The organism is Ruegeria sp. ABV3_008, assembly GCF_056161185.1.
On record NZ_JBSWYP010000002.1, the window covers coordinates 321881 to 340646 of the forward strand.

At 59.5% G+C, this 18766-nt stretch carries 16 protein-coding genes; 8 read left to right on the top strand and 8 right to left on the bottom strand.

Annotated elements, in window-relative coordinates; translation table 11 throughout:
- Positions 1–32: 32 nt before the first annotated feature.
- On the bottom strand, positions 33–1739 hold the full coding sequence (locus ACXAH8_RS05735; RefSeq protein WP_475216757.1) for a peptide ABC transporter substrate-binding protein: 1707 nt from the start codon (positions 1737–1739) through the stop codon (positions 33–35).
- A gap of 286 nt (positions 1740–2025) precedes the next feature.
- Between ACXAH8_RS05735 and ACXAH8_RS05740 the strand changes: the two genes are divergently transcribed.
- From ACXAH8_RS05740 to ACXAH8_RS05755, 4 genes are read left to right on the top strand one after another with little or no spacing between them, the layout of a single operon-like run.
- Positions 2026–3846: an ABC transporter ATP-binding protein gene (locus ACXAH8_RS05740; protein ID WP_475216759.1), complete on the top strand. Its 1821-nt coding sequence runs from the start codon at positions 2026–2028 to the stop codon at positions 3844–3846.
- 5 nt (positions 3847–3851) lie between these two features.
- Positions 3852–5018 (top strand): acetylornithine deacetylase, encoded by a 1167-nt coding sequence (argE, locus tag ACXAH8_RS05745; RefSeq protein ID WP_475216761.1) that lies wholly within the window; start codon positions 3852–3854, stop codon positions 5016–5018.
- 17 nt (positions 5019–5035) lie between these two features.
- Positions 5036–6202 carry a M20 aminoacylase family protein gene (locus tag ACXAH8_RS05750; protein ID WP_475216763.1) on the top strand — a complete coding sequence of 389 codons (1167 nt, stop codon included), beginning with the start codon at positions 5036–5038 and terminating at the stop codon, positions 6200–6202.
- A gap of 17 nt (positions 6203–6219) precedes the next feature.
- Positions 6220–7437 carry a M20 aminoacylase family protein gene (locus ACXAH8_RS05755; protein WP_475216765.1) on the top strand — a complete coding sequence of 406 codons (1218 nt, stop codon included), beginning with the start codon at positions 6220–6222 and terminating at the stop codon, positions 7435–7437.
- Here the strand turns inward: ACXAH8_RS05755 and ACXAH8_RS05760 are convergent.
- Positions 7426–8748: a 3-deoxy-D-manno-octulosonic acid transferase gene (locus ACXAH8_RS05760; protein WP_475216767.1), complete on the bottom strand. Its 1323-nt coding sequence runs from the start codon at positions 8746–8748 to the stop codon at positions 7426–7428. The two genes, ACXAH8_RS05755 and ACXAH8_RS05760, sit on opposite strands and share 12 nt — an antisense overlap.
- 1 nt (position 8749) lies before the next feature.
- On the bottom strand, positions 8750–9757 hold the full coding sequence (moaA, locus tag ACXAH8_RS05765; protein ID WP_475216769.1) for a GTP 3',8-cyclase MoaA: 1008 nt from the start codon (positions 9755–9757) through the stop codon (positions 8750–8752).
- Between the two features lie 90 nt (positions 9758–9847).
- On the opposite strand from moaA, the gene ACXAH8_RS05770 reads away from it, so the two are divergent.
- Positions 9848–10282 carry a hypothetical protein gene (locus ACXAH8_RS05770; RefSeq protein WP_425085001.1) on the top strand — a complete coding sequence of 145 codons (435 nt, stop codon included), beginning with the start codon at positions 9848–9850 and terminating at the stop codon, positions 10280–10282.
- Here the strand turns inward: ACXAH8_RS05770 and ACXAH8_RS05775 are convergent.
- The 4 genes from ACXAH8_RS05775 to glmU are packed head-to-tail and all read right to left on the bottom strand — an operon-like array spanning position 10279 to position 14686.
- Positions 10279–10956 (bottom strand): DNA alkylation repair protein, encoded by a 678-nt coding sequence (locus ACXAH8_RS05775; RefSeq protein ID WP_475216771.1) that lies wholly within the window; start codon positions 10954–10956, stop codon positions 10279–10281. The two genes, ACXAH8_RS05770 and ACXAH8_RS05775, sit on opposite strands and share 4 nt — an antisense overlap.
- A gap of 3 nt (positions 10957–10959) precedes the next feature.
- Positions 10960–11502 (bottom strand): pyridoxamine 5'-phosphate oxidase family protein, encoded by a 543-nt coding sequence (locus ACXAH8_RS05780; RefSeq protein WP_475216773.1) that lies wholly within the window; start codon positions 11500–11502, stop codon positions 10960–10962.
- A gap of 3 nt (positions 11503–11505) precedes the next feature.
- Positions 11506–13329 carry a glutamine--fructose-6-phosphate transaminase (isomerizing) gene (gene glmS / locus ACXAH8_RS05785; RefSeq protein WP_475216774.1) on the bottom strand — a complete coding sequence of 608 codons (1824 nt, stop codon included), beginning with the start codon at positions 13327–13329 and terminating at the stop codon, positions 11506–11508.
- 4 nt (positions 13330–13333) lie between these two features.
- The gene (glmU, locus tag ACXAH8_RS05790; RefSeq protein ID WP_475216776.1) at positions 13334–14686 is read right to left on the bottom strand and encodes a bifunctional UDP-N-acetylglucosamine diphosphorylase/glucosamine-1-phosphate N-acetyltransferase GlmU; all 1353 of its coding nucleotides are present in this window, start codon (positions 14684–14686) and stop codon (positions 13334–13336) included.
- 134 nt (positions 14687–14820) lie between these two features.
- Here glmU and ACXAH8_RS05795 point away from each other — a divergent pair, with 134 nt between their 5' ends.
- From ACXAH8_RS05795 to ACXAH8_RS05805, 3 genes are all read left to right on the top strand, one after another.
- Positions 14821–15492: an HAD-IA family hydrolase gene (locus ACXAH8_RS05795; protein ID WP_475216777.1), complete on the top strand. Its 672-nt coding sequence runs from the start codon at positions 14821–14823 to the stop codon at positions 15490–15492.
- 39 nt (positions 15493–15531) lie between these two features.
- Positions 15532–16722 (top strand): DegT/DnrJ/EryC1/StrS family aminotransferase, encoded by a 1191-nt coding sequence (locus ACXAH8_RS05800; protein WP_475216778.1) that lies wholly within the window; start codon positions 15532–15534, stop codon positions 16720–16722.
- 173 nt (positions 16723–16895) lie between these two features.
- Positions 16896–18062: an isovaleryl-CoA dehydrogenase gene (locus ACXAH8_RS05805; protein ID WP_475216779.1), complete on the top strand. Its 1167-nt coding sequence runs from the start codon at positions 16896–16898 to the stop codon at positions 18060–18062.
- A 48-nt stretch (positions 18063–18110) separates the two neighbouring features.
- On the opposite strand, the gene ACXAH8_RS05810 is transcribed toward ACXAH8_RS05805, so the two are convergent.
- Complete coding sequence (locus ACXAH8_RS05810) at positions 18111–18716, bottom strand: OmpW/AlkL family protein (protein ID WP_170375109.1); 606 nt, start codon at positions 18714–18716, stop codon at positions 18111–18113.
- Positions 18717–18766 lie beyond the last annotated feature (50 nt).

Here is an 18766-nt window from a genome sequence, read left to right on the forward strand (position 1 = left end):
AAGATCGGGGCGCGATATTGCAAGATTAACGCTTAGGAACCGGTCTTGCGGTACCAGTCCGCAATGTTCCACAGCTCGCTGTCCCAAACGTTCAGGACAACACCACCCAGGGTGTTTGCATGCGCCGACAGACGGCCACGGTGCACCAGCGGGATCATGCCGCCGTTTTGAACCATGATGTCGTTCAGCTGCTTGGCGATCTCCGCACGGGCTTCCAGACCCGCGGTTTCAGCCAGTTTGGCGTGCAAGGCGTCAAACTCTTCGTTGCAGAAGCGGCTGATGTTCTCACCCTGCCACTGCGATTCTGGCTTCGGTGCCTTGTCGCACAGACCGTTGCCCAGATAGGACTGAGGGTCGGTGCCGTTGAAGGTGTTGGCGTACATCTCAACGTCTGCATAGAACTTCTGGAAGGTGTCAGGCGAACCCGGGTCACCACCGAAGAAGACCGATGCGTTGATGTTGCGCAGTTCGGACTCAATGCCGATCTGGCTCCACCATTCTTTGATCAGCGCCTGGAAGTCCTGACGCACAGCGTTGGTCGAGGTCTGGTAGACGATTTTCAGCGGCACACCGTCTTTTTCACGAATACCGTCGCCATCGGTGTCAACGATGCCTGCGTCATCCAGCAGCTTCTTGGCGCCTTCGATATCCTGCGTGTCACAGCTCATCGAGGTCGAGCTAAACGCAGCCGGGGCCGGAACCCAGTTACAGGTCACTTTGCCCGCCTGACCGTAGCCGATTTCCACCAGCAGCGGGCGGTCGATGGCCATGGACATGGCTTTGTAAACGGCCGGATCCTGCAGGAATGGGTGCGGATGCGCGGCTGTCGAGCGCTCGCCTTCCGGCAGGTCGGGCGACGGGTTGGTCTGGTTTAGCATGATACGCTCGACCAGCGGGCCGAAGCCTGCGACCGGAGTACCTTTGCCACCTTCCTGCATCTGCGCGATGACCTCAGGGGCCAGCTGCAGGTTCCAGGCGTAGTCAAACTCGCCAGTTTCCATAACCGCACGACCTGCCGCTGTTGCGTCGCCGCCACCTTTGAAGGTCACGCTGGCAAATGCCGGCTTGGCCGGGTCACGGTAGTTGTCGTTGGCGGCAAATGTGATCACGTCGTTCGGCTTGAACTCGGTGACGACAAATGGGCCGGTGCCGATCGGGTTGAAGTTCTGATCTGTACATTCAGGGGCTTTTGCGCCCATGCAGTCAGCGAACTGAGCCGCCTGAATGATCGGGCTTTCACCACCCACGAACGGTCCGTAGGGGAAGGGGGTCGGTGCGTCGAACGTTACCTTAACGGTTAGGTCATCGACAGCTTCGACATCGGTGACGCCTTCAAACTTGGTCACCTGTGCACAACCGCCTTCGGGGTCCATGCAGTAGTTTGCGGTAAACACCACGTCGGCCGAGGTGAACGGAGTACCGTCCGACCATGTGAGGCCAGGCGCAATCTTCCAGGTAATGGTGGTCAGGTCTTCGCTGACGCCGCCATTTTCAACGGTCGGGATTTCAGCGGCCAGATACGGCACCATGTTCCCGTCTTGGTCGTAGCGTGCAAGTGGTTCAATAACCAGCGAGGCTGCTTCAACATCTTTTGTGCCACCCGATAGAAACGGGTTCATAATTGACGGAGCCTGCCAATAAATGATGCTGACATTGCCGTCCGATCCGCGCTCGGCAAAAGCCGCTGGGGCCAGCGCCGTGCTTGCAATCGCACCAAGCAAAAGGGTTTTGATCTTCATAAGTCACTCCCGAATTGGACACTTGCGTGTCTCGATTATCTCCGCAATGCCTGCGGATTTGGCGTTGCCGACTATTGGCTAAGGCATTGTTAGAAATAGCAATTGCATTTCGCGCAACGCGATTTCTGCCTTCGCTGGTTGTCGGTTACGCGGGTATCGAAACAGAACTTAGGAAAATTGCAAGCCTTGCCGTCACGAAATCGTGCATTGCGTTTGACTTTTCCTGGCTCGCCGCCTTAGCGTTCGGCATCCATAAAAACAAAACGACCCAAAAGGGAGCGCGCGCGTGCTGGATCAACCAATTGCCCAGATCAAAAAACTGAGGGTGGAGTTTCAGACGAAAGACGGCCCGGTCGTGGGCGTTGAGGACGTCTCGTTCGAGGTAAATCCGGGCGAAACGGTTTGTATTGTTGGCGAATCGGGCTCGGGCAAGTCGGTTTCATCGCTGTCTCTGATGCGTCTTGTCGAGTTCGGCGGAGGCGAAATCGCCGGTGGCGAGCTGCTGTTTGACCGCCGCGACGGGGCTGAGATGGACCTGGCTGATGCCGATCAGGATCTGATGAAACAGATTCGCGGCAATGAGATCGGAATGATCTTTCAGGAGCCGATGACCGCGCTGAACCCAGTTTTCACCGTTGGTCGGCAACTGACCGAAGGGCTGCGCATTCACAAGGACATGTCCAAGGCGCAGGCCGAAGAGCGGGCTTTGGAGCTGCTGCGCCAAGTGCGAATCCCCGAACCCGAGCGCCGGTTGAAGCAGTACCCGCACGAGCTTTCAGGGGGCATGCGCCAGCGCGTGGTGATCGCAATGGCGATGGCGTGCGAGCCGCGCCTGCTGATCGCGGACGAACCGACGACCGCATTGGACGTGACCATTCAGGCTGAGATTCTGGCTCTCATGGACCGTTTGAAACGCGAAACGGGCACTGCGGTTATGTTCATCACCCATGACATGGCCGTGGTGGCACAGATGGCCGACCGCGTTGTGGTCATGTTCCGTGGCAACAAGGTCGAAGAGGGCCCGGTCACCGAAATTTTCGAAAATCCGCAGCATGACTACACTAAGGCGCTGCTGGCTGCGGTACCGAAACTGGGTGAGATGCAGGGGAAGGCCGCGCCCGAACCGATGAAACTTCTGGGTGTTGAAGGGCAGAACATCGCTCCGATTCCCGGCACCGAAGAGACGTTGCTGACGGTCAAGAACCTGACCACGCGTTTCCCAGTCAAAGGCGGTTTGCTGCGCCGGACAATCTCGAATGTTCACGCGGTCGAAGATGTCTCGTTCACGCTGAACAAAGGGCAGACACTCAGCCTTGTGGGCGAATCGGGATGTGGCAAGTCCTCGGCCGGGCGCTCGATCCTGCGATTGGTCGAGCCGATGGCGGGTGAGGTCAATCTGGACGGCGTCGATATCATGAAGCTGGACCAATCCGGTCTACGCAAGGCGCGGCTGGATATGCAGATGATCTTTCAGGACCCGTTTGCCTCTCTCAATCCGCAGATGCAGTTGATCGACCAAGTGGCCGAACCCATGCGCAACTACGGCGTGGCTTCGGGGTCGGAACTGCAGGATCGCGTGGCGCAGCTGTTCGATAAGGTGCAACTGCCGCGTAGCTTCATGCGCCGTTTCCCGCATGAGATGTCCGGCGGTCAGCGTCAGCGTATCGCAATCGCCCGCGCCTTGGCGTTGAACCCGAAACTGATTATCGCGGATGAGGCGGTCTCGGCGCTGGACGTGTCGGTGCAGGCGCAGGTGTTGAACCTGATGATGGAACTGCAATCCGAGCTGAGCCTGTCTTACTTGTTCATCAGTCACGATATGGCCGTAGTGGAGCGGGTCAGCCACCATGTGGGCGTGATGTATCTGGGCCGGATTGTTGAACTTGGACCGCGCGCGCGGGTGTTCGAGAACCCGCAGCACCCGTATACGCAGGCGCTGATGAAGGCGGTTCCAATCGCGGACCCGAACAAACGGAAATCGGAAAAAGACTTGAATTTCAAGCCGATCCCGTCACCCATTCATCCAATCGGATACGCGCCAGAACCGTCTAACTACAAAGAGGTTGAGCCGGGCCATTTCATCCTGACTACGGATAGCGGGTACTAACACATATGCCACAGCGTCTGACGCCGCTTGAGATCATGACCAAACTGATCTCATTCCCGACTGTAAGCCGTGACACAAACTTGCCGTTGGTGGACTGGGTCGAAGGTTACCTGAACGAACACGGTATCGAGGCCCATCGCTGGCCGGACCCGGATCAGCCGCACAAGGCGGCGATCTTTGCCCATGTCGGCCCTTGGGAAGAGGGCGGCGTTGTCCTCTCGGGTCATACGGATGTGGTTCCGGTGGACGGACAGCCCTGGGACACGGATCCGTTCACTGTCACCGAGAAGGACGGCAAGTATTACGGACGCGGCACCTGCGACATGAAGGGCTTTGATGCGCTCGCGATTTGGGCACTGGTCGAGGCGCGCAATGCCAGTCTGAAACGTCCTTTGCAACTAGCGTTGAGCTTCGATGAAGAGGTCGGGTGCACGGGCGCTCCGCCAATGATCGAGGCGATGAACAAAGTTCTGCCCAAAGGCTCGGCCGTAATCGTGGGCGAGCCTTCGACAATGCAGGCCGTCACCGGCCACAAGGGCGGTTTCGGCTATGACACGCATATGGTCGGGTTCGAGGTTCATAGCTCGATCATGCACACAGGCGTGAATGCCATCATGGAGGCCGCGCCGCTGATCAATTGGGCGAATGAACAGAACACCCGCAATCAGGCGGCCACGCCCAGCGAAACCGCTGCGGTGTTCGATCCGCCCTGGACCACGGTGCATGTGGGCATGATCGAAGGCGGCACTGCGCATAATATCACCGCCAAAGATTGCCACTTCATGCTGGATTTCCGCACCGTTCCGGATGAAAGCAAAGCCGCGTGGCGCGACGCCTATTTCGAACAGGTGCGCGCGGTTGAAGCGCGGATGCAGGCGGTTCACCCCGAAACGCGGATCGAAATCTCGGAGAATTTCTCGATCCCCGGTCTGGTCCCCGAACAGGATGGTGAGGCCGAAGCTCTGGTACGCGCCCTGACCGGCGATAATGCCAGCCATGTGGTAAGCTATGGCACCGAGGCGGGGCAGTTTCAGGAAGCAGGCTATTCTGCCGTCATTTGCGGCCCAGGGGACATTGCGCAGGCGCATCAACCGAACGAGTTCATCTCAGTCGCGCAGTTCGAAGCAGGCCATGCGTTCATGCAGCGGTTGGTCGAAAAACTGTCCACCTGATCCCGAGGAGGTCCAAAATGCCGGTGAAAAACAGACTGGCCGAAATGCAGGCAGAGATTACCAAGTGGCGCCGACATCTGCATGCGCATCCCGAACTGATGTATGACGTTCACGAGACCGCCGCCTTTGTTGTGGAACGGTTGAAGGCCTTCGGTGTTGATGAAATCACCGAGGGCGTCGGCAAGACAGGTGTCGTCGCCGTGATCAAGGGCCGCTCGGATAACAAGGGTCGGGTGATCGGATTGCGGGCAGATATGGACGCCCTGCCGATCGAAGAGGCAACGGGTTTGGACTATGCTTCGACCGTTCCGGGTAAGATGCATGCTTGTGGGCATGACGGGCACACCTCGATGCTGCTTGGGGCTGCGCAGTACCTGGCCGAGACGCGGAATTTCGATGGCACCGCCGTGCTGATCTTTCAACCGGCCGAGGAGGGCGGCGCCGGAGGTCTCGCCATGTGTCAGGACGGGTTGATGGAGCGCTGGGGCATTCAGGAAGTCTACGGCATGCACAACATGCCCGGCCTGCCGGTTGGTGAGTTTGCGATCCGGCCCGGAGCCCTGCTGGCCTCGTCGGATGAGTTCGAAATTACAGTCACCGGCAAGGGTGGCCACGCGGCCGCCCCGCATGAGGCGGTGGATACAACGCTTGTCGCATCGCATATTGTTGTGTCTTTGCAATCCGTTGTGGCCCGTACTGTCGATCCGATCAAACGAGTTGTTCTGACGGTGGGTACGTTCGAGACGGACAGCGTGGCCTCAAACGTCATTGCGCATACGGTCCGTCTGAAAGGCACGGTGCGAACGCTTGACCCCGAGTACCGCGCGGTCGCGGAACAGCGTGTTCGCCGGATTGCCGAAGATACGGCCTCGGCTTTTGACGCGTCCGCTATAGTAGAATGGACCCCAGGCTATCCGGTGACGGTGAATTCCGAGGCCGAGACCGGCTATGCCGCTGAGGCCGCTGCAGCTGTGGCTGGAAAGGTGAACGATGGTACCGACCCGATCATGCCGTCGGAAGATTTCGCTTACATGCTTGAAGAACGGCCCGGAGCCTACATCTTTCTAGGGAACGGAGACACTGCGATGTGTCACCACCCAGAATACAATTTCGATGATGACGCCATACCCGCTGGTTGTAGCTGGTTCGCTGAGATGGTCGAACGCCGGATGCCGGCCGGATGATTTAGGAGAGACAAGATATGCCAGTCAAAAACCGCTTTGCGGAACTGCAGGACGAGATCACAACGTGGCGACGTGACCTGCACGAAAACCCTGAAATCCTGTTTGAAACCCACCGCACTAGCGCTCTGGTCGCCGAAAAGCTGACGGAGTTCGGCTGCGATGAGGTTGTCACCGGTATTGGCCGCACCGGCGTTGTCGGTGTGATCAAAGGCAAGTCGGACAGCAAAGGCAAGGTGATTGGTCTGCGCGCGGATATGGACGCTCTGCCGATCCTCGAGGCGACGGGGCTGGACTATGCTTCGAAAACGCCGGGCGCGATGCATGCCTGTGGGCACGATGGTCATACAGCGATGCTGCTGGGTGCGGCGAAGTACCTGTCGGAAACCCGCAATTTCGATGGCACCGTTGTCGTGATCTTCCAGCCCGCCGAAGAAGGCGGCGGCGGAGGTCGCGAGATGTGTGAAGACGGCATGATGGACCGCTGGAACATTCAGGAGGTCTACGGGATGCACAACTGGCCGGGCAAACCGGTTGGCAGCTTCTCGATCCGTCCGGGGTCGTTCTTCGCTGCCACGGACCAGTTCGACATCACGTTTGAAGGGCGCGGCGGTCATGCGGCGAAACCGCAGGAGACGGTCGATACCACCGTGATGACGGCGCAGGCGGTTCTGGCGCTGCAGACGATCGCCTCGCGCAATGCAGATCCGGTTGATCAAGTGGTTGTGTCGGTGACCTCGTTCGAGACCTCGTCGAAGGCCTTCAACGTGATCCCGCAATCAGTTCAGATCAAAGGCACGGTGCGCACCATGAGCAAGGAGATGCGTGATCTGGCCGAGAAGCGGATCAACGAGATCTGCAACGGCGTAGCGGCGACCTTTGGTGGCACAGCGGACGTCACCTATATTCGAGGCTATCCGGTCATGGTGAACAGCGACGAGCAGACCGAGTTTGCGGCTGACGTCGCACGATCGGTGTCTGGTGCTTGCGAAGAGGCCCCTCTGGTCATGGGCGGCGAGGATTTTGCTTTTATGCTGGAAGAGCGTCCTGGAGCTTATATTCTGGTGGGCAACGGCGATACGGCCATGGTTCATCACCCCGAATACAATTTCAACGATGAGGCCATCCCTGCCGGGTGCAGTTGGTGGGCCGAGGTGGGAGAACAGGGGATGCCTGTTGCCGGGGGGGGGGGGGGGGGTCTCTCCCCCCACACCCCCGGGATATTTTCAGCCAGATGAAGAAGGATCCTTCGGCTCTAGGCTGAGTGTGGTGCAGAGCGTTTTGATCACGTTTTGCAGCGCGTCTTTTTGGGTTGTGACGCAGGTGCGGGCAGCCGCGCGGGCTTGGGTCAGGGCCGCGTCGTTGGACAGCCAGTTGTTGACGGCTTTCTCCAGATCTTCTGCAGTTTTGACCTGAACGGCCCCGCCGGTTTCGATCAAGGGTGCGAAGGTTTCGGCGAAGTTGAAGTAGCCTGGACCGGTTATGACGGCAGCCCCGGCTTGGGCGGGTTCGAACGGGTTATGGCCGCCGATCTCTTTCAAGGACCCGCCGAGAAAGACAATCGGGCAAAGCGCGTACCATGTGCCGGTTTCGCCTAGGGTATCGGCCACGTAGACCTGAGTCTCATCGGTGATCGGGTCGCTTTTGGTTCGGAAGGCCGATGTGAGTTTGGCTTTGGTCAGGAGGGTCGCGACCTCCTCGCGCCGTTCCGGGTGTCGCGGTATTAGCAGCAACAGCAAGTCTGGGTAATGCTTTAGCAATGCATTGTGGGCGGCCAGAACGGTTTCCTCTTCGCCTGCATGAGTCGAGCTGGCGATCCAGACGGGGCGAGCTCCGATCTGGCCTTGGACATCTGCCAGCGTGTTGTGATCCACCGGCAGAGGGTCGGACATTGCCTTGAGGTTGGTGCCGGGTTGGACGCGCTGTGGGTCCGCTCCGATGGCGATCAGGTTCTTGGCCGTTTTGTCGTTCTGCGTCAGAAATAGCGCGAAGCGGTCCAGAATGAAGCGCGCAGTTTCTGGGCGCTTTTGCCACCCTGCCACGGACTTGTCGGATAAGCGTGCGTTCAGGAGACACAAAGGCGTGCCGCGTCCAGCTGTCTCGACGATCATGCGGGGCCAGACTTCACTTTCTACGAAAATCGCAGCATCGGGTTCCCAGTGGTCCAGAAACCGCTGCACAGGTCCGGCGCTGTCCAAGGGTGGATACTGATGTCGGGTGCGAGGGGGCAGTCGCTCGGCAATCAGCGCGGCTGAGGTGGGCGTGCCGGAGGTGATCAGGAACTCGGCTTGTGGCAGGCGCTCGCCAAGCCGGTGGATCAGGCTGAGCACCGAGAGGCTTTCGCCGACGCTGGCTGCGTGAAACCAGATCAATTGTCCTGCGGGACGGTCAAGGCTGGCATAACCCAGCCGTTCCTTCTGGCGCTGGTTCGAGACTTCGGCCGCCTGCAGCTTTTTGCGCACGGTCCGCCAGGCCAAAGGCTGCACGAGAGAGGCGACGCCGCAGTACAGCTTGTACAGCAGCGTCGGGCGAACGTCAGAGCCAGGCATGTCAGCCGCCTGTGTGGCTCATGTGGCGGCTCATCTGGCCATCGACGGCCTGACGGGAATAGTCGAAATCATGGCCTTTGGGCTTGAGGTTGATCGCAGCGCGGATCGCCTCTTCCAAGGGTTTTTCCGTGTCCGGGTGATCGCGCAGCGGGGCGCGCAGGTCGGCCATGTCCTCCTGACCCAGGCACATGTAAAGCTCACCGGTGCAGGTAAGTCGCACGCGGTTGCAGCTTTCGCAGAAATTATGGGAAAGTGGGGTGATAAAGCCGATCTTCTGGCCAGTTTCCTCAAGCCGGACATAACGCGCAGGCCCTCCGGAGCGTTCGGCCAGATCGACCACGCTGTAGTGGTTTTCGTATTCTTTGCGCACATCCTTGAGCGACCAGTATTGATCCAGCCTGTCCTCGTTGCCGATGTCGCCCATCGGCATGACCTCAATCCAGGTCAGGTCCATGTCGCGTTCGGCGCACCATTCGGTGATCTGGGGCAATTCAGGTTCGTTGAAGCCCTTCAGAGCCACAGCGTTGATCTTGACCCGCAGGCCCGCCTTTTGCGCGGCATCAATCCCATTCAGAACCTGTTTCAGACGCCCCCAGCGCGTAACGGCTGCGAATTTGTCCTCATCCAGCGTGTCCAGCGAGATATTCACCCGCCGCACACCCGCCGCGTAGAGATCATCGGCAAAACGCGCAAGCTGTGAGCCATTGGTTGTCAGCGTCAGCTCTTTCAGCGCGCCGCTTTCCAGATGACGGGTCATGGAGTTGAAGAACGTCATGATATTGCGACGCACGAGCGGCTCACCCCCGGTGATGCGCAGTTTCTCAACACCCATATTCACGAAGGTGGAACACATGCGGTCCAGCTCTTCCAGCGTCAGCAGGTCTTTCTTGGGCAGAAAGGTCATGTTCTCGGACATGCAGTAGACGCAGCGAAAGTCGCAGCGGTCGGTTACCGAGACGCGCAGATACGTGATGGCACGGGCGAAAGGATCAATAAGCGGAGCAGTCATGCGGTATAGGTAAAGCTGGAACAGGCCCACGACAAGAGTGAACTGTGCTTTGGTCTGGTACAGCTGCCTGAGCGGTAGTAGGTTCGGAGTATGAGAGAACTGCTTGTGATATCCTGCGTTTTGCTGGTCGGGTGCGATACCGTGCGTTCGACGACGGATCGTTTGTTAGGGCGCGATGAGGCTGCGGCGGAGGTAACGCCTGCTGCTGTAGAGACCGCACCTGCTGAGGCGGAAAGCTCAGCCTATATCCAGCCTGCAACTGCGACGGCGAATTGGACCGGCGCTAAGACCACTATTGCCGGGTTGGGCGATCCGTCGACTCCGGGCCGCTGGATGCAGACGCCCTTGGTCGATTCCGAGGTGACCGCGCGGGTGGTTGTGCCGAAAACTGGGGCGCAGGCTTACATCACACTGGTTCCGGCCTCGGGGCCCGAGACGGGTGGCAGCCGTTTGTCACTGGATGCCATGCGGGCGTTGCTGGTGCCGTTCGATCAGTTGGTCGAAGTCGAGGTCTACGCGAACTAGCTTTTCAGGTATTTTCCGGCCTCACGCCGGGCAAAGGGTTTCATCGCGTCGCCATGCGTTTCCAGAAAAGCCACGACCCGGTTGGGATCATGTTTGGAGAGTTCCCGTAGCCACCACGCAATGGATTTCTGAATGAACCAGTTCCGATCGGGCACATAGCCCGCGGCCCACCCGAGGATTCGATCTCGGCTCGCCAGATCTTCTGGTTTGGGGTGGTTCTGTTTGGTCCAAGGCAGGGTCGAGACCAGAGCAGCACGGCGGGTCCACATGTGGTCTGATCCCGTCCATGTTTCGACCTGATCCAGCCGCGCGGGATCGAAACTCAGGCGTTTCTGGATGGCGGTACAGGCGTGGTCGGCGATGGCCCATGCGTCGAAATCGGGCACCCAGCTTTGCAACAATGCCCAGACATCCTCATCTGGGCGAATCCGCGCTTGTGTCAGCAGTTTCGAGGCTGCGACGCGCGCCTCGTGAATGTTGGTCTGCCAGAGCGCATCCGCGAGGGTGACGCGCTCAGCAACTGACAATTCCTTGCGCCAGGCTTTGGTCAGATCGTTGAGAACCGGGACCGCAACGCCCAGATAGGGGCGCTCGGCCTTATGATAGGCTGCGACCTGTTCCGCGCGCTCGGCATCGGCATGCGCCTTGATCTGATCTAGATAGGGGGCAAGCATGGTCTAGACCGGAACGCCGGTGGGTTTGCCGTCAATCGTCTGCTGGTTCTTCTCGACCCAATAGGCGCGGATATCGTCGTCTGATTTGCCGTCGACCCATTTTTGCATCGTGTCGCGATCCGACTGGAACTCCATGAACGGGACCGTATAGCCGCACGAGGTCTGCACCAGATCAATGCTGAGGTCATAGATCTGCCGCGCGCTGCGGTGGTTGGGGAAGTGACCTGCCAGTTCGTCCCAGCCGTCATCCACTGCATGTAGGGTCTTCGCGGTGCCATAGGTGCGCAGGATCAGCGGGCGGGTGGTGAAGGAACACCACATCAGGGTCATCCGGTTGACGTCAAGCAAATGTCCGGCGGTCTCATTACCGCTGCCGGTCAGGTTCATCCAAGCAATCCGGTTTGGCCCCAGAACACGCAGTGAATCCATGCCCTTGGGTGAGATATTGACCCGCCCCTCAACCCCAGCGCTGCCCACGAAAAACATGTGCTGCTCGTTGATGAATTTCTGATGCGCATCGTCCAGATGGGGGAATTGCTTGGCCATGCCTTACTCCACAGTCACAGATTTCGCGAGGTTACGCGGCTGGTCCACATCCGTCCCCTTGGCGACAGCTGTGTGATAGGCTAGCAACTGCGCCGGAACCGAGTAGAGGATCGGGGTTAGGTTCGTGTGGATATGGGGCATGCGGATCGTGCTCCAGACATCATCGCCAGCCTCAACGATGCCGTCATCGTCCGACACGAGTATCACTTTGCCCTTGCGGGCCATGACCTCTTGCATATTCGATACGGTCTTGTCGAAAACGGCGTCGCGCGGGGCCATGACCACCACGGGCATGTGTTTGTCGATCAGCGCGATGGGGCCGTGTTTCAACTCGCCCGACGCGTAGCCTTCGGCGTGAATATAGCTGATTTCCTTGAGTTTCAGCGCGCCTTCCATCGCAAGCGGATACATCAGGCCACGGCCGAGGAACAGCACGTCGCGCGCCTCGGACAGGCGCTGGGCGGATTTGCGGATGGCGCGGTTCTGATCCAAAGCGGCGTTCAGGACCGAGGGCAAGCCGCGCAGAGCGGCGGCGTGATCGGCCAGCTCCTCGTCGCTCAGGGTTCCACGGTCTGCTGCAGCTTTCAGCGCAAGCATCAGCAGCACGCTCAGCTGGCAGGTGAAGGCCTTGGTCGAGGCAACGCCGATCTCGACCCCTGCGTGGATGGGCAGGGCGATATCGCTTTCCCGCGCAATCGAGCTTTCGGGGACATTGATGACCGACACAATCTTGTCCGCCTTGCCCTCGCAATAGCGCAGCGCGGCCAATGTATCGGCGGTTTCGCCCGACTGGCTGACGAACAGCGCCATGGTACGGTCGGTAATGGGTGGTTCGCGATAGCGGAACTCGCTGGCGATATCGACCTCAACCGGCATTTTCGCCAGCTGCTCGAACCAGTATTTTGCTGTCAGGCAGGCATAGAAGGCCGTGCCGCAGGCGACCATGGTCAGGCGATCCAGCTTGGTGAAATCCAGATCGGTCTCGGGTAGAACCACGCGGTCTCCGCCGGTGGGCAGGTACGAGCGGATCGCCTCCGCCACGACCACCGGTTGCTCGGCGATTTCCTTGGCCATGAAGTGCTTGTGTTCGCCCTTGTCGGCGCGGGCCGTATCCAGCTTGATCTTACGCATTTCGCGATTGGCCAGTTCACCGGCTTCGGTGCGAATTTCCAGCGAGGTGCGGGTCAGGACAGCGCGGTCGCCTTCCTCAAGATAGGTGATCTTGTTGGTCAGCGGAGCCAGAGCAATCGCGTCCGACCCCACATACATCTCTCCTTCTCCATGGCCGATCGCCAGCGGAGAACCCTTGCGCGCGGCCACGATCAGGTCGTCTTGACCGTCGAACAGAAAGGCCAACGCAAATGCACCTTCCAGCTGGTCGATGGTCTTGAAGGCCGCTTCAACAGGGGACAGACCGGTATTCAGGTAATGTGCGGCCATCAGGGCCACGGTTTCGGTGTCGGTCTCGGTCACGAAATCCACGCCGTGTTCGGCCAGTTCGGCGCGCAGCTCGCGGTAGTTTTCGACGATGCCGTTGTGGACGACGGCGACGGGCCCAGCTTTGTGTGGATGCGCGTTGGTTACCGAGGGCGCGCCGTGCGTCGCCCAGCGGGTGTGCCCAATCCCAGATTTGCCGGGCAGGGGATCGTGGACCAGAAGGTCGCTCAGGTTCACCAACTTGCCGACAGCACGTCGGCGCCCCAAAGCGCCATCGTTGATGGTCGCAATCCCGGCGCTGTCATAGCCGCGATATTCCAGCCGTTTCAGGGCTTCGACCAAAATGGGGGCAGCCTCATGCTGTCCCAATACACCTACAATTCCGCACATAAACTCAGGCCTCTTTATCGCGGCGAGCCTTTTTCGCCTTTAACATATCAAACAATTTGCGCGCATAGCCGGGCTTGTTCTCCTGCTTGGCGCGCGCGACGGCCAGTGCCTCGGCGTCCACGTCTTTGGTCACGACCGTACCCGTCGCGGTCATCGCGCCATCGCCCACGGTGACGGGGGCCACCAGCATTGTGTTGGAACCAATAAAGACACCCTCACCAATCGTGGTCTTGTGTTTCATCACGCCGTCATAGTTGCAGGTGATCGTGCCCGCACCGATATTCGAACCTGCCCCGACCGAGGCATCCCCGATATAGCTCAGGTGATTGACCTTTGCGCCTTCGGCGATCTCGGCATTCTTGATCTCGACGAAATTGCCGATGCGCGCGTTTTCAGCCAGTTCCGCGCCGGGGCGTAAGCGGGCATAGGGGCCAATGATGGCTCCTCGGCTGACATGGCAGCCTTCGAGATGCGAAAACGCCCGGATCGTTGTACCGCTTTCGACCGTCACGCCGGGGCCGAAGACCACATTTGGTTCGATCACCGTGTCGCGTCCGATCACCGTATCGGCGGCAAGATAGACGGTGTCCGGGGCCATCAGTGTGACGCCCAAATATAACAGTTCGGCCCGTGCCTGCGTCTGAAACACCGCATCCGCTGCGGCCAGATCCGCACGCGAGTTCACGCCCAGCGTCTGCGCCTCGTCACAGGCAACCGCTGTCACGCTCAGATCGCGGGAGCGGGCTATTTCGACCACATCCGTCAAGTAGTATTCGCCCGAAGCGTTGTCGTTGCCGACCGCGTCAATCAGGGACATCAGCGTCGCCGCGTTGCAGGCCAGCAGGCCGGAATTGCAGAAGGTGATCGCGCGTTCTTCGTCCGAGGCGTCCTTGAACTCGACGATCCGCTCCAACGTGTCGCCATTCATCACGAGGCGGCCATAACGGGCCGGGTCGGCGGCCTCAAAACCCAGGATCACCAAATCATTCTGAACGCGGGCTTCAATCATCCGCTCGAGTGTGTCGGGTTGAAGGAAGGGCGTGTCGCCATAAAGGACCACAACATCGCCATCGAACCCCACCAGCGCGTCGCGGGCCTGCGCGACGGCATGGGCGGTGCCCAGTTGCTCCTCTTGCACGGCGATCTGTGCGGCCTCATCCTCGGCCCGCGCGACCTTGGCGACGGCCTCGGCCCCGTGGCCTGTAACGATCACGGTGCGCTCAGGCGACAGCACCGAACCGGCGCGCATGGCGTGAACCAGCATCGGAACCTGAGCGATCGGGTGCAGGACTTTGGGGATGTCCGAATTCATCCTGGTGCCTTTCCCGGCGGCAAGGATGACAAGGGCGGTGGTCATGAAATCGTTTTCTCTTTGTGTTTTGTTGCCGTCCGTTTTATCCGCTGAGGGCAAAGGCGCAAGCCGTTCGGCCATCAAACAAGATTGCCGATTGCAACAGGACATGGCGGAAACCTGCCGAGCAAGGAGGCGCAATGCGCACGGTCATCTTCGATCTGGACGGGACTTTGGCGGATACTTCGGGCGATTTGCTGGCCGCTGCAAACCATTGTTTTCGCGTGATGGGGCATGGGGATGTTCTGGTTCACGGGCAAGATGCGGGCGTCGCCTTACGTGGCGGGCGGATGATGTTGACGCACGGCTTGAAACGCGTCGGGGCCTATGATGCAGGCACGGTCGATGCGTTTTATCCGGTTTTGCTTGAAGCCTACGCGCAGGATATCGACACCCACACGCAGTTCTACCCCGGCGCTTTGGAGGCGGTCGAGGCCCTGAAAACCGCAGGCTATGGCGTTGGGATTTGCACCAACAAGCCAGAGCGTCTGGCGCATCAATTGCTCAGCCAGATGGGTGTGCTGGATCACTTCGCCTCCTTGGTCGGCGCGGACACTCTAGCGGTGCGTAAACCTGACCCCGAGCCGCTGCGCGAGGCCGCGCGGCGTGCAGGTGGGCGTCCGGACCTGTGCGTTCTGATCGGGGATTCTGATACCGACCGCAATACCGCGAAAGCGGCCGGGGTACCTTCAGTTCTGGTCACGTTCGGTCCCTCAGGCGACGATATGGCTGCTTTGGAGCCTGAAGCCTTGCTGCATCATTTCAACGATCTCCCCGATCTTGTGGCCGACTTGATCGGTGCGGCGGCTTGATCCCTTGACCCGGACCGGATGGAGCCCCAGAACTAGGCCATGACAGAAACATTCACCGGCAGCTTCACTCAGCAAGAACCCATCCCGGACGAGGCGGTCGAGGCCGCTCTGGCCGTTCTGCGACACGGGCGTCTGCATCGCTACAACGTCGTGCCTGGCGAGTTGGGCGAGACCGCGCTCATGGAGCAGGAATTCGCGGCACAGACGGGGGCAAAATATTGTCTTGCCGTGTCGTCGGGTGGCTATGCTTTGGCGACTGCCTTGCGGGCCGTGGGTGTGCAGCCCGGCGCACCGGTTTTGACCAACGCGTTCACACTGGCCCCTGTGCCAGGGGCGATTGCTTCGGTCGGGGCCAAACCGGTTTTTGTCGGTGTGACCGAAAACCTGACCATTGATCTGGAGGATCTGGAGGCCAAGCTGGATCAAGCGCGGGTTCTGATGCTCAGCCATATGCGTGGCCATCTTTGCGACATGGACCGGTTGATGCAGCTCTGCGATGCCGCGGGAGTTGTCGTGATCGAGGATTGCGCCCATACGATGGGGGCCGCGTGGCGCGGGCAGCTTTCGGGGCGGCAAGGGGCTATCGGGTGTTATTCGTGCCAGACCTACAAGCATGTGAACTCGGGCGAGGGTGGTCTGCTGGTTACCGATGATGAGGAACTTGCCGCCAAAGCCACGATGCTGTCAGGGTCCTATATGCTCTATGAACGGCATCTGGCTGCGCCTGGGCCAGAGGTGTTTGAGCGGATCAAGTACACCACGCCGAACGTTTCGGGCCGTATGGATAACTTGCGCGCTGCGATTTTGCGTCCTCAGTTACGTGATTTGGATCGGCAGGTTGGTCGTTGGAACGAACGGTATCAGGTCATTGAAGACGGTCTGCGGGGAACGCCCGGCCTGACAATGGTCGAGCGTCCCGAGGCAGAGACCTATGTGGGGTCCTCGATCCAGTTCCTGCTGCTTGACTGGCTGCCTGAGCGGGTCGCCGAGGTGATCAGCCGCTGCGCCAGCCGCGGAGTAGAGCTGAAATGGTTCGGCGGTGCCGAGCCCACCGGGTTTACCTCACGCTATGACAGTTGGCGCTATGCCGAGAGTGAACGGATGCCTGCCTCGGACCGGGTTCTGGCGGGGATCATGGATATGCGCGTGCCCCTGACCTTTTCGCTGGAAGACTGCCAGCTGATCGCTCGCATCATCAGGGCCGAGGTCGGAGCCGTCTACCAATCGTGATCCAATTGAGTGCGCCTGCAGCGCACGCTTGATCTTTTTTTGGGAAACGCCGCCCCGGTTCGGGCGGCGTTTTGCGTGTTGGAAGCGGGGCGTCCGGAATGATTGACCCGCCGCAGATTCGCTGGTATCCAGTTATTGAACACTTGTTCATTAATGCTGAGAGGAGAGCGTCAATGTTCATGGCGAGTATGCAATTCGATCTGGGCGAGGACGTGAATGCGCTGCGCGAAATGGTGCATCGCTGGGCGCAGGAGCGGGTCAAGCCAATGGCGGCTGAGGTCGATGCGTCGAACGCGTTCCCTAATGAGCTTTGGACCGAGATGGGCGCGCTGGGCCTTCTGGGCGTGACCGTGCCTGAGGAATATGGTGGCGCTGGTATGTCCTATTTGGCGCACACGATCGCGATTGAGGAAATCGCGCGAGCCTCTGCCTCGGTTTCGCTGTCCTATGGCGCGCATTCGAACCTCTGCGTTAACCAAATCAAGCTGAACGGTACAGAAGAGCAAAAACAGAAATACCTTCCGCGCCTGATCTCGGGTGAGCATGTGGGCGCGTTGGCGATGTCCGAACCCTCGGCAGGATCGGATGTGGTTTCGATGAAGCTGCGCGCTGAGAAGCGAAATGATCACTACCGCCTGAACGGGAACAAGTATTGGATCACCAATGGGCCGGATGCGGATACTCTGGTCGTCTATGCCAAGACCGACCCGGATGCGGGATCGAAAGGGATCACCGCGTTTCTGATCGAGAAAGAGATGACGGGATTCTCGACCTCACCCCATTTCGACAAGCTTGGGATGCGTGGGTCCAACACCGCAGAACTGATCTTTGAAGAGGTAGAAGTACCGTTTGAGAATGTTCTGGGCGAAGAGGGCAAGGGTGTTGCCGTTCTGATGTCCGGGCTCGACTATGAACGTGTTGTGCTGGCCGGGATCGGAACCGGCATCATGGCCGCCTGTCTGGATGAAATCATGCCCTATCTGGCCGAGCGCAAGCAGTTCGGCAAACCCATCGGCATGTTCCAACTGATGCAGGGCAAGATCGCGGATATGTACACCGCGATGAACTCGGCCCGTGCTTACGTTTATGAGGTAGCCAAGGCGTGCGACCGTGGGGATGTGACCCGTCAGGACGCGGCGGCGTGCTGCCTCTATGCCTCTGAGGCGGCGATGACGCAGGCGCATCAGGCCGTTCAAGCGATGGGAGGGGCGGGGTTCTTGTCGGACGCTCCGGTCAGCCGGATCTTCCGGGATGCCAAGCTGATGGAGATCGGGGCCGGGACCAGCGAAATCCGCCGCATGCTGATCGGTCGCGAATTGATGGGCGAAATGTTGGGGTAAGAGGTCGCCCCGCAGCTGAGGGAACTGCGGGGCGTTTCGATCAAAGGATCAGAAGCGATGGACGTAGGATACGCCGACCAGCCAAGGATCGATTTCCGCGGTACCGATATCGGCACCGTTCAGTTTGACGTCCGAGTCGATATCGAACCAACGCACGTTCAAACGGACAGCGCCTTGTTCAGTGATCTGATAATCCAAACCAGCCTGAAGCGACAGACCGAACGAGTTGTCCAGTTCCAGGTCGCCAAGCGGAGAGCTTTCTTCAAAGAAGATAGTGTAGTTGAGGCCTGCGCCGACATAGGGCTTCCACGCACTGTTGGTCGGGAAGTGGTAGTTCAGCGACAAGGTGGGGGGCAGGTGCTTGGTGCTGCCGGCGTCGGTGCTGCCACCCAAGGTGATATCGTGTTCGAACGGCGTGGAGGCCAGCAATTCGATACCCAGGTTGTCTCGGATGAAGTATTCGACGGTAAAGATCGGACGGGTGTCGTCGTCGACCTCCGCGTCAAATCCGGCCAGCGTTCCGTTGTCAGATTTAGGGTCCAGGTAGCCGACACCGAAACCAACGGTCCAGTCACCTTGCGATTGGGCGAGTGCGGGGCCAGCCAGCGCGACCAGCGCGGTGGAGAGGGTCAAAGCGGCGAGTTTATTGGTCATTGTTCTGCCTTTGGTTCAGTTGATGACCGCTGTTTTGCACGGGTGCTGCC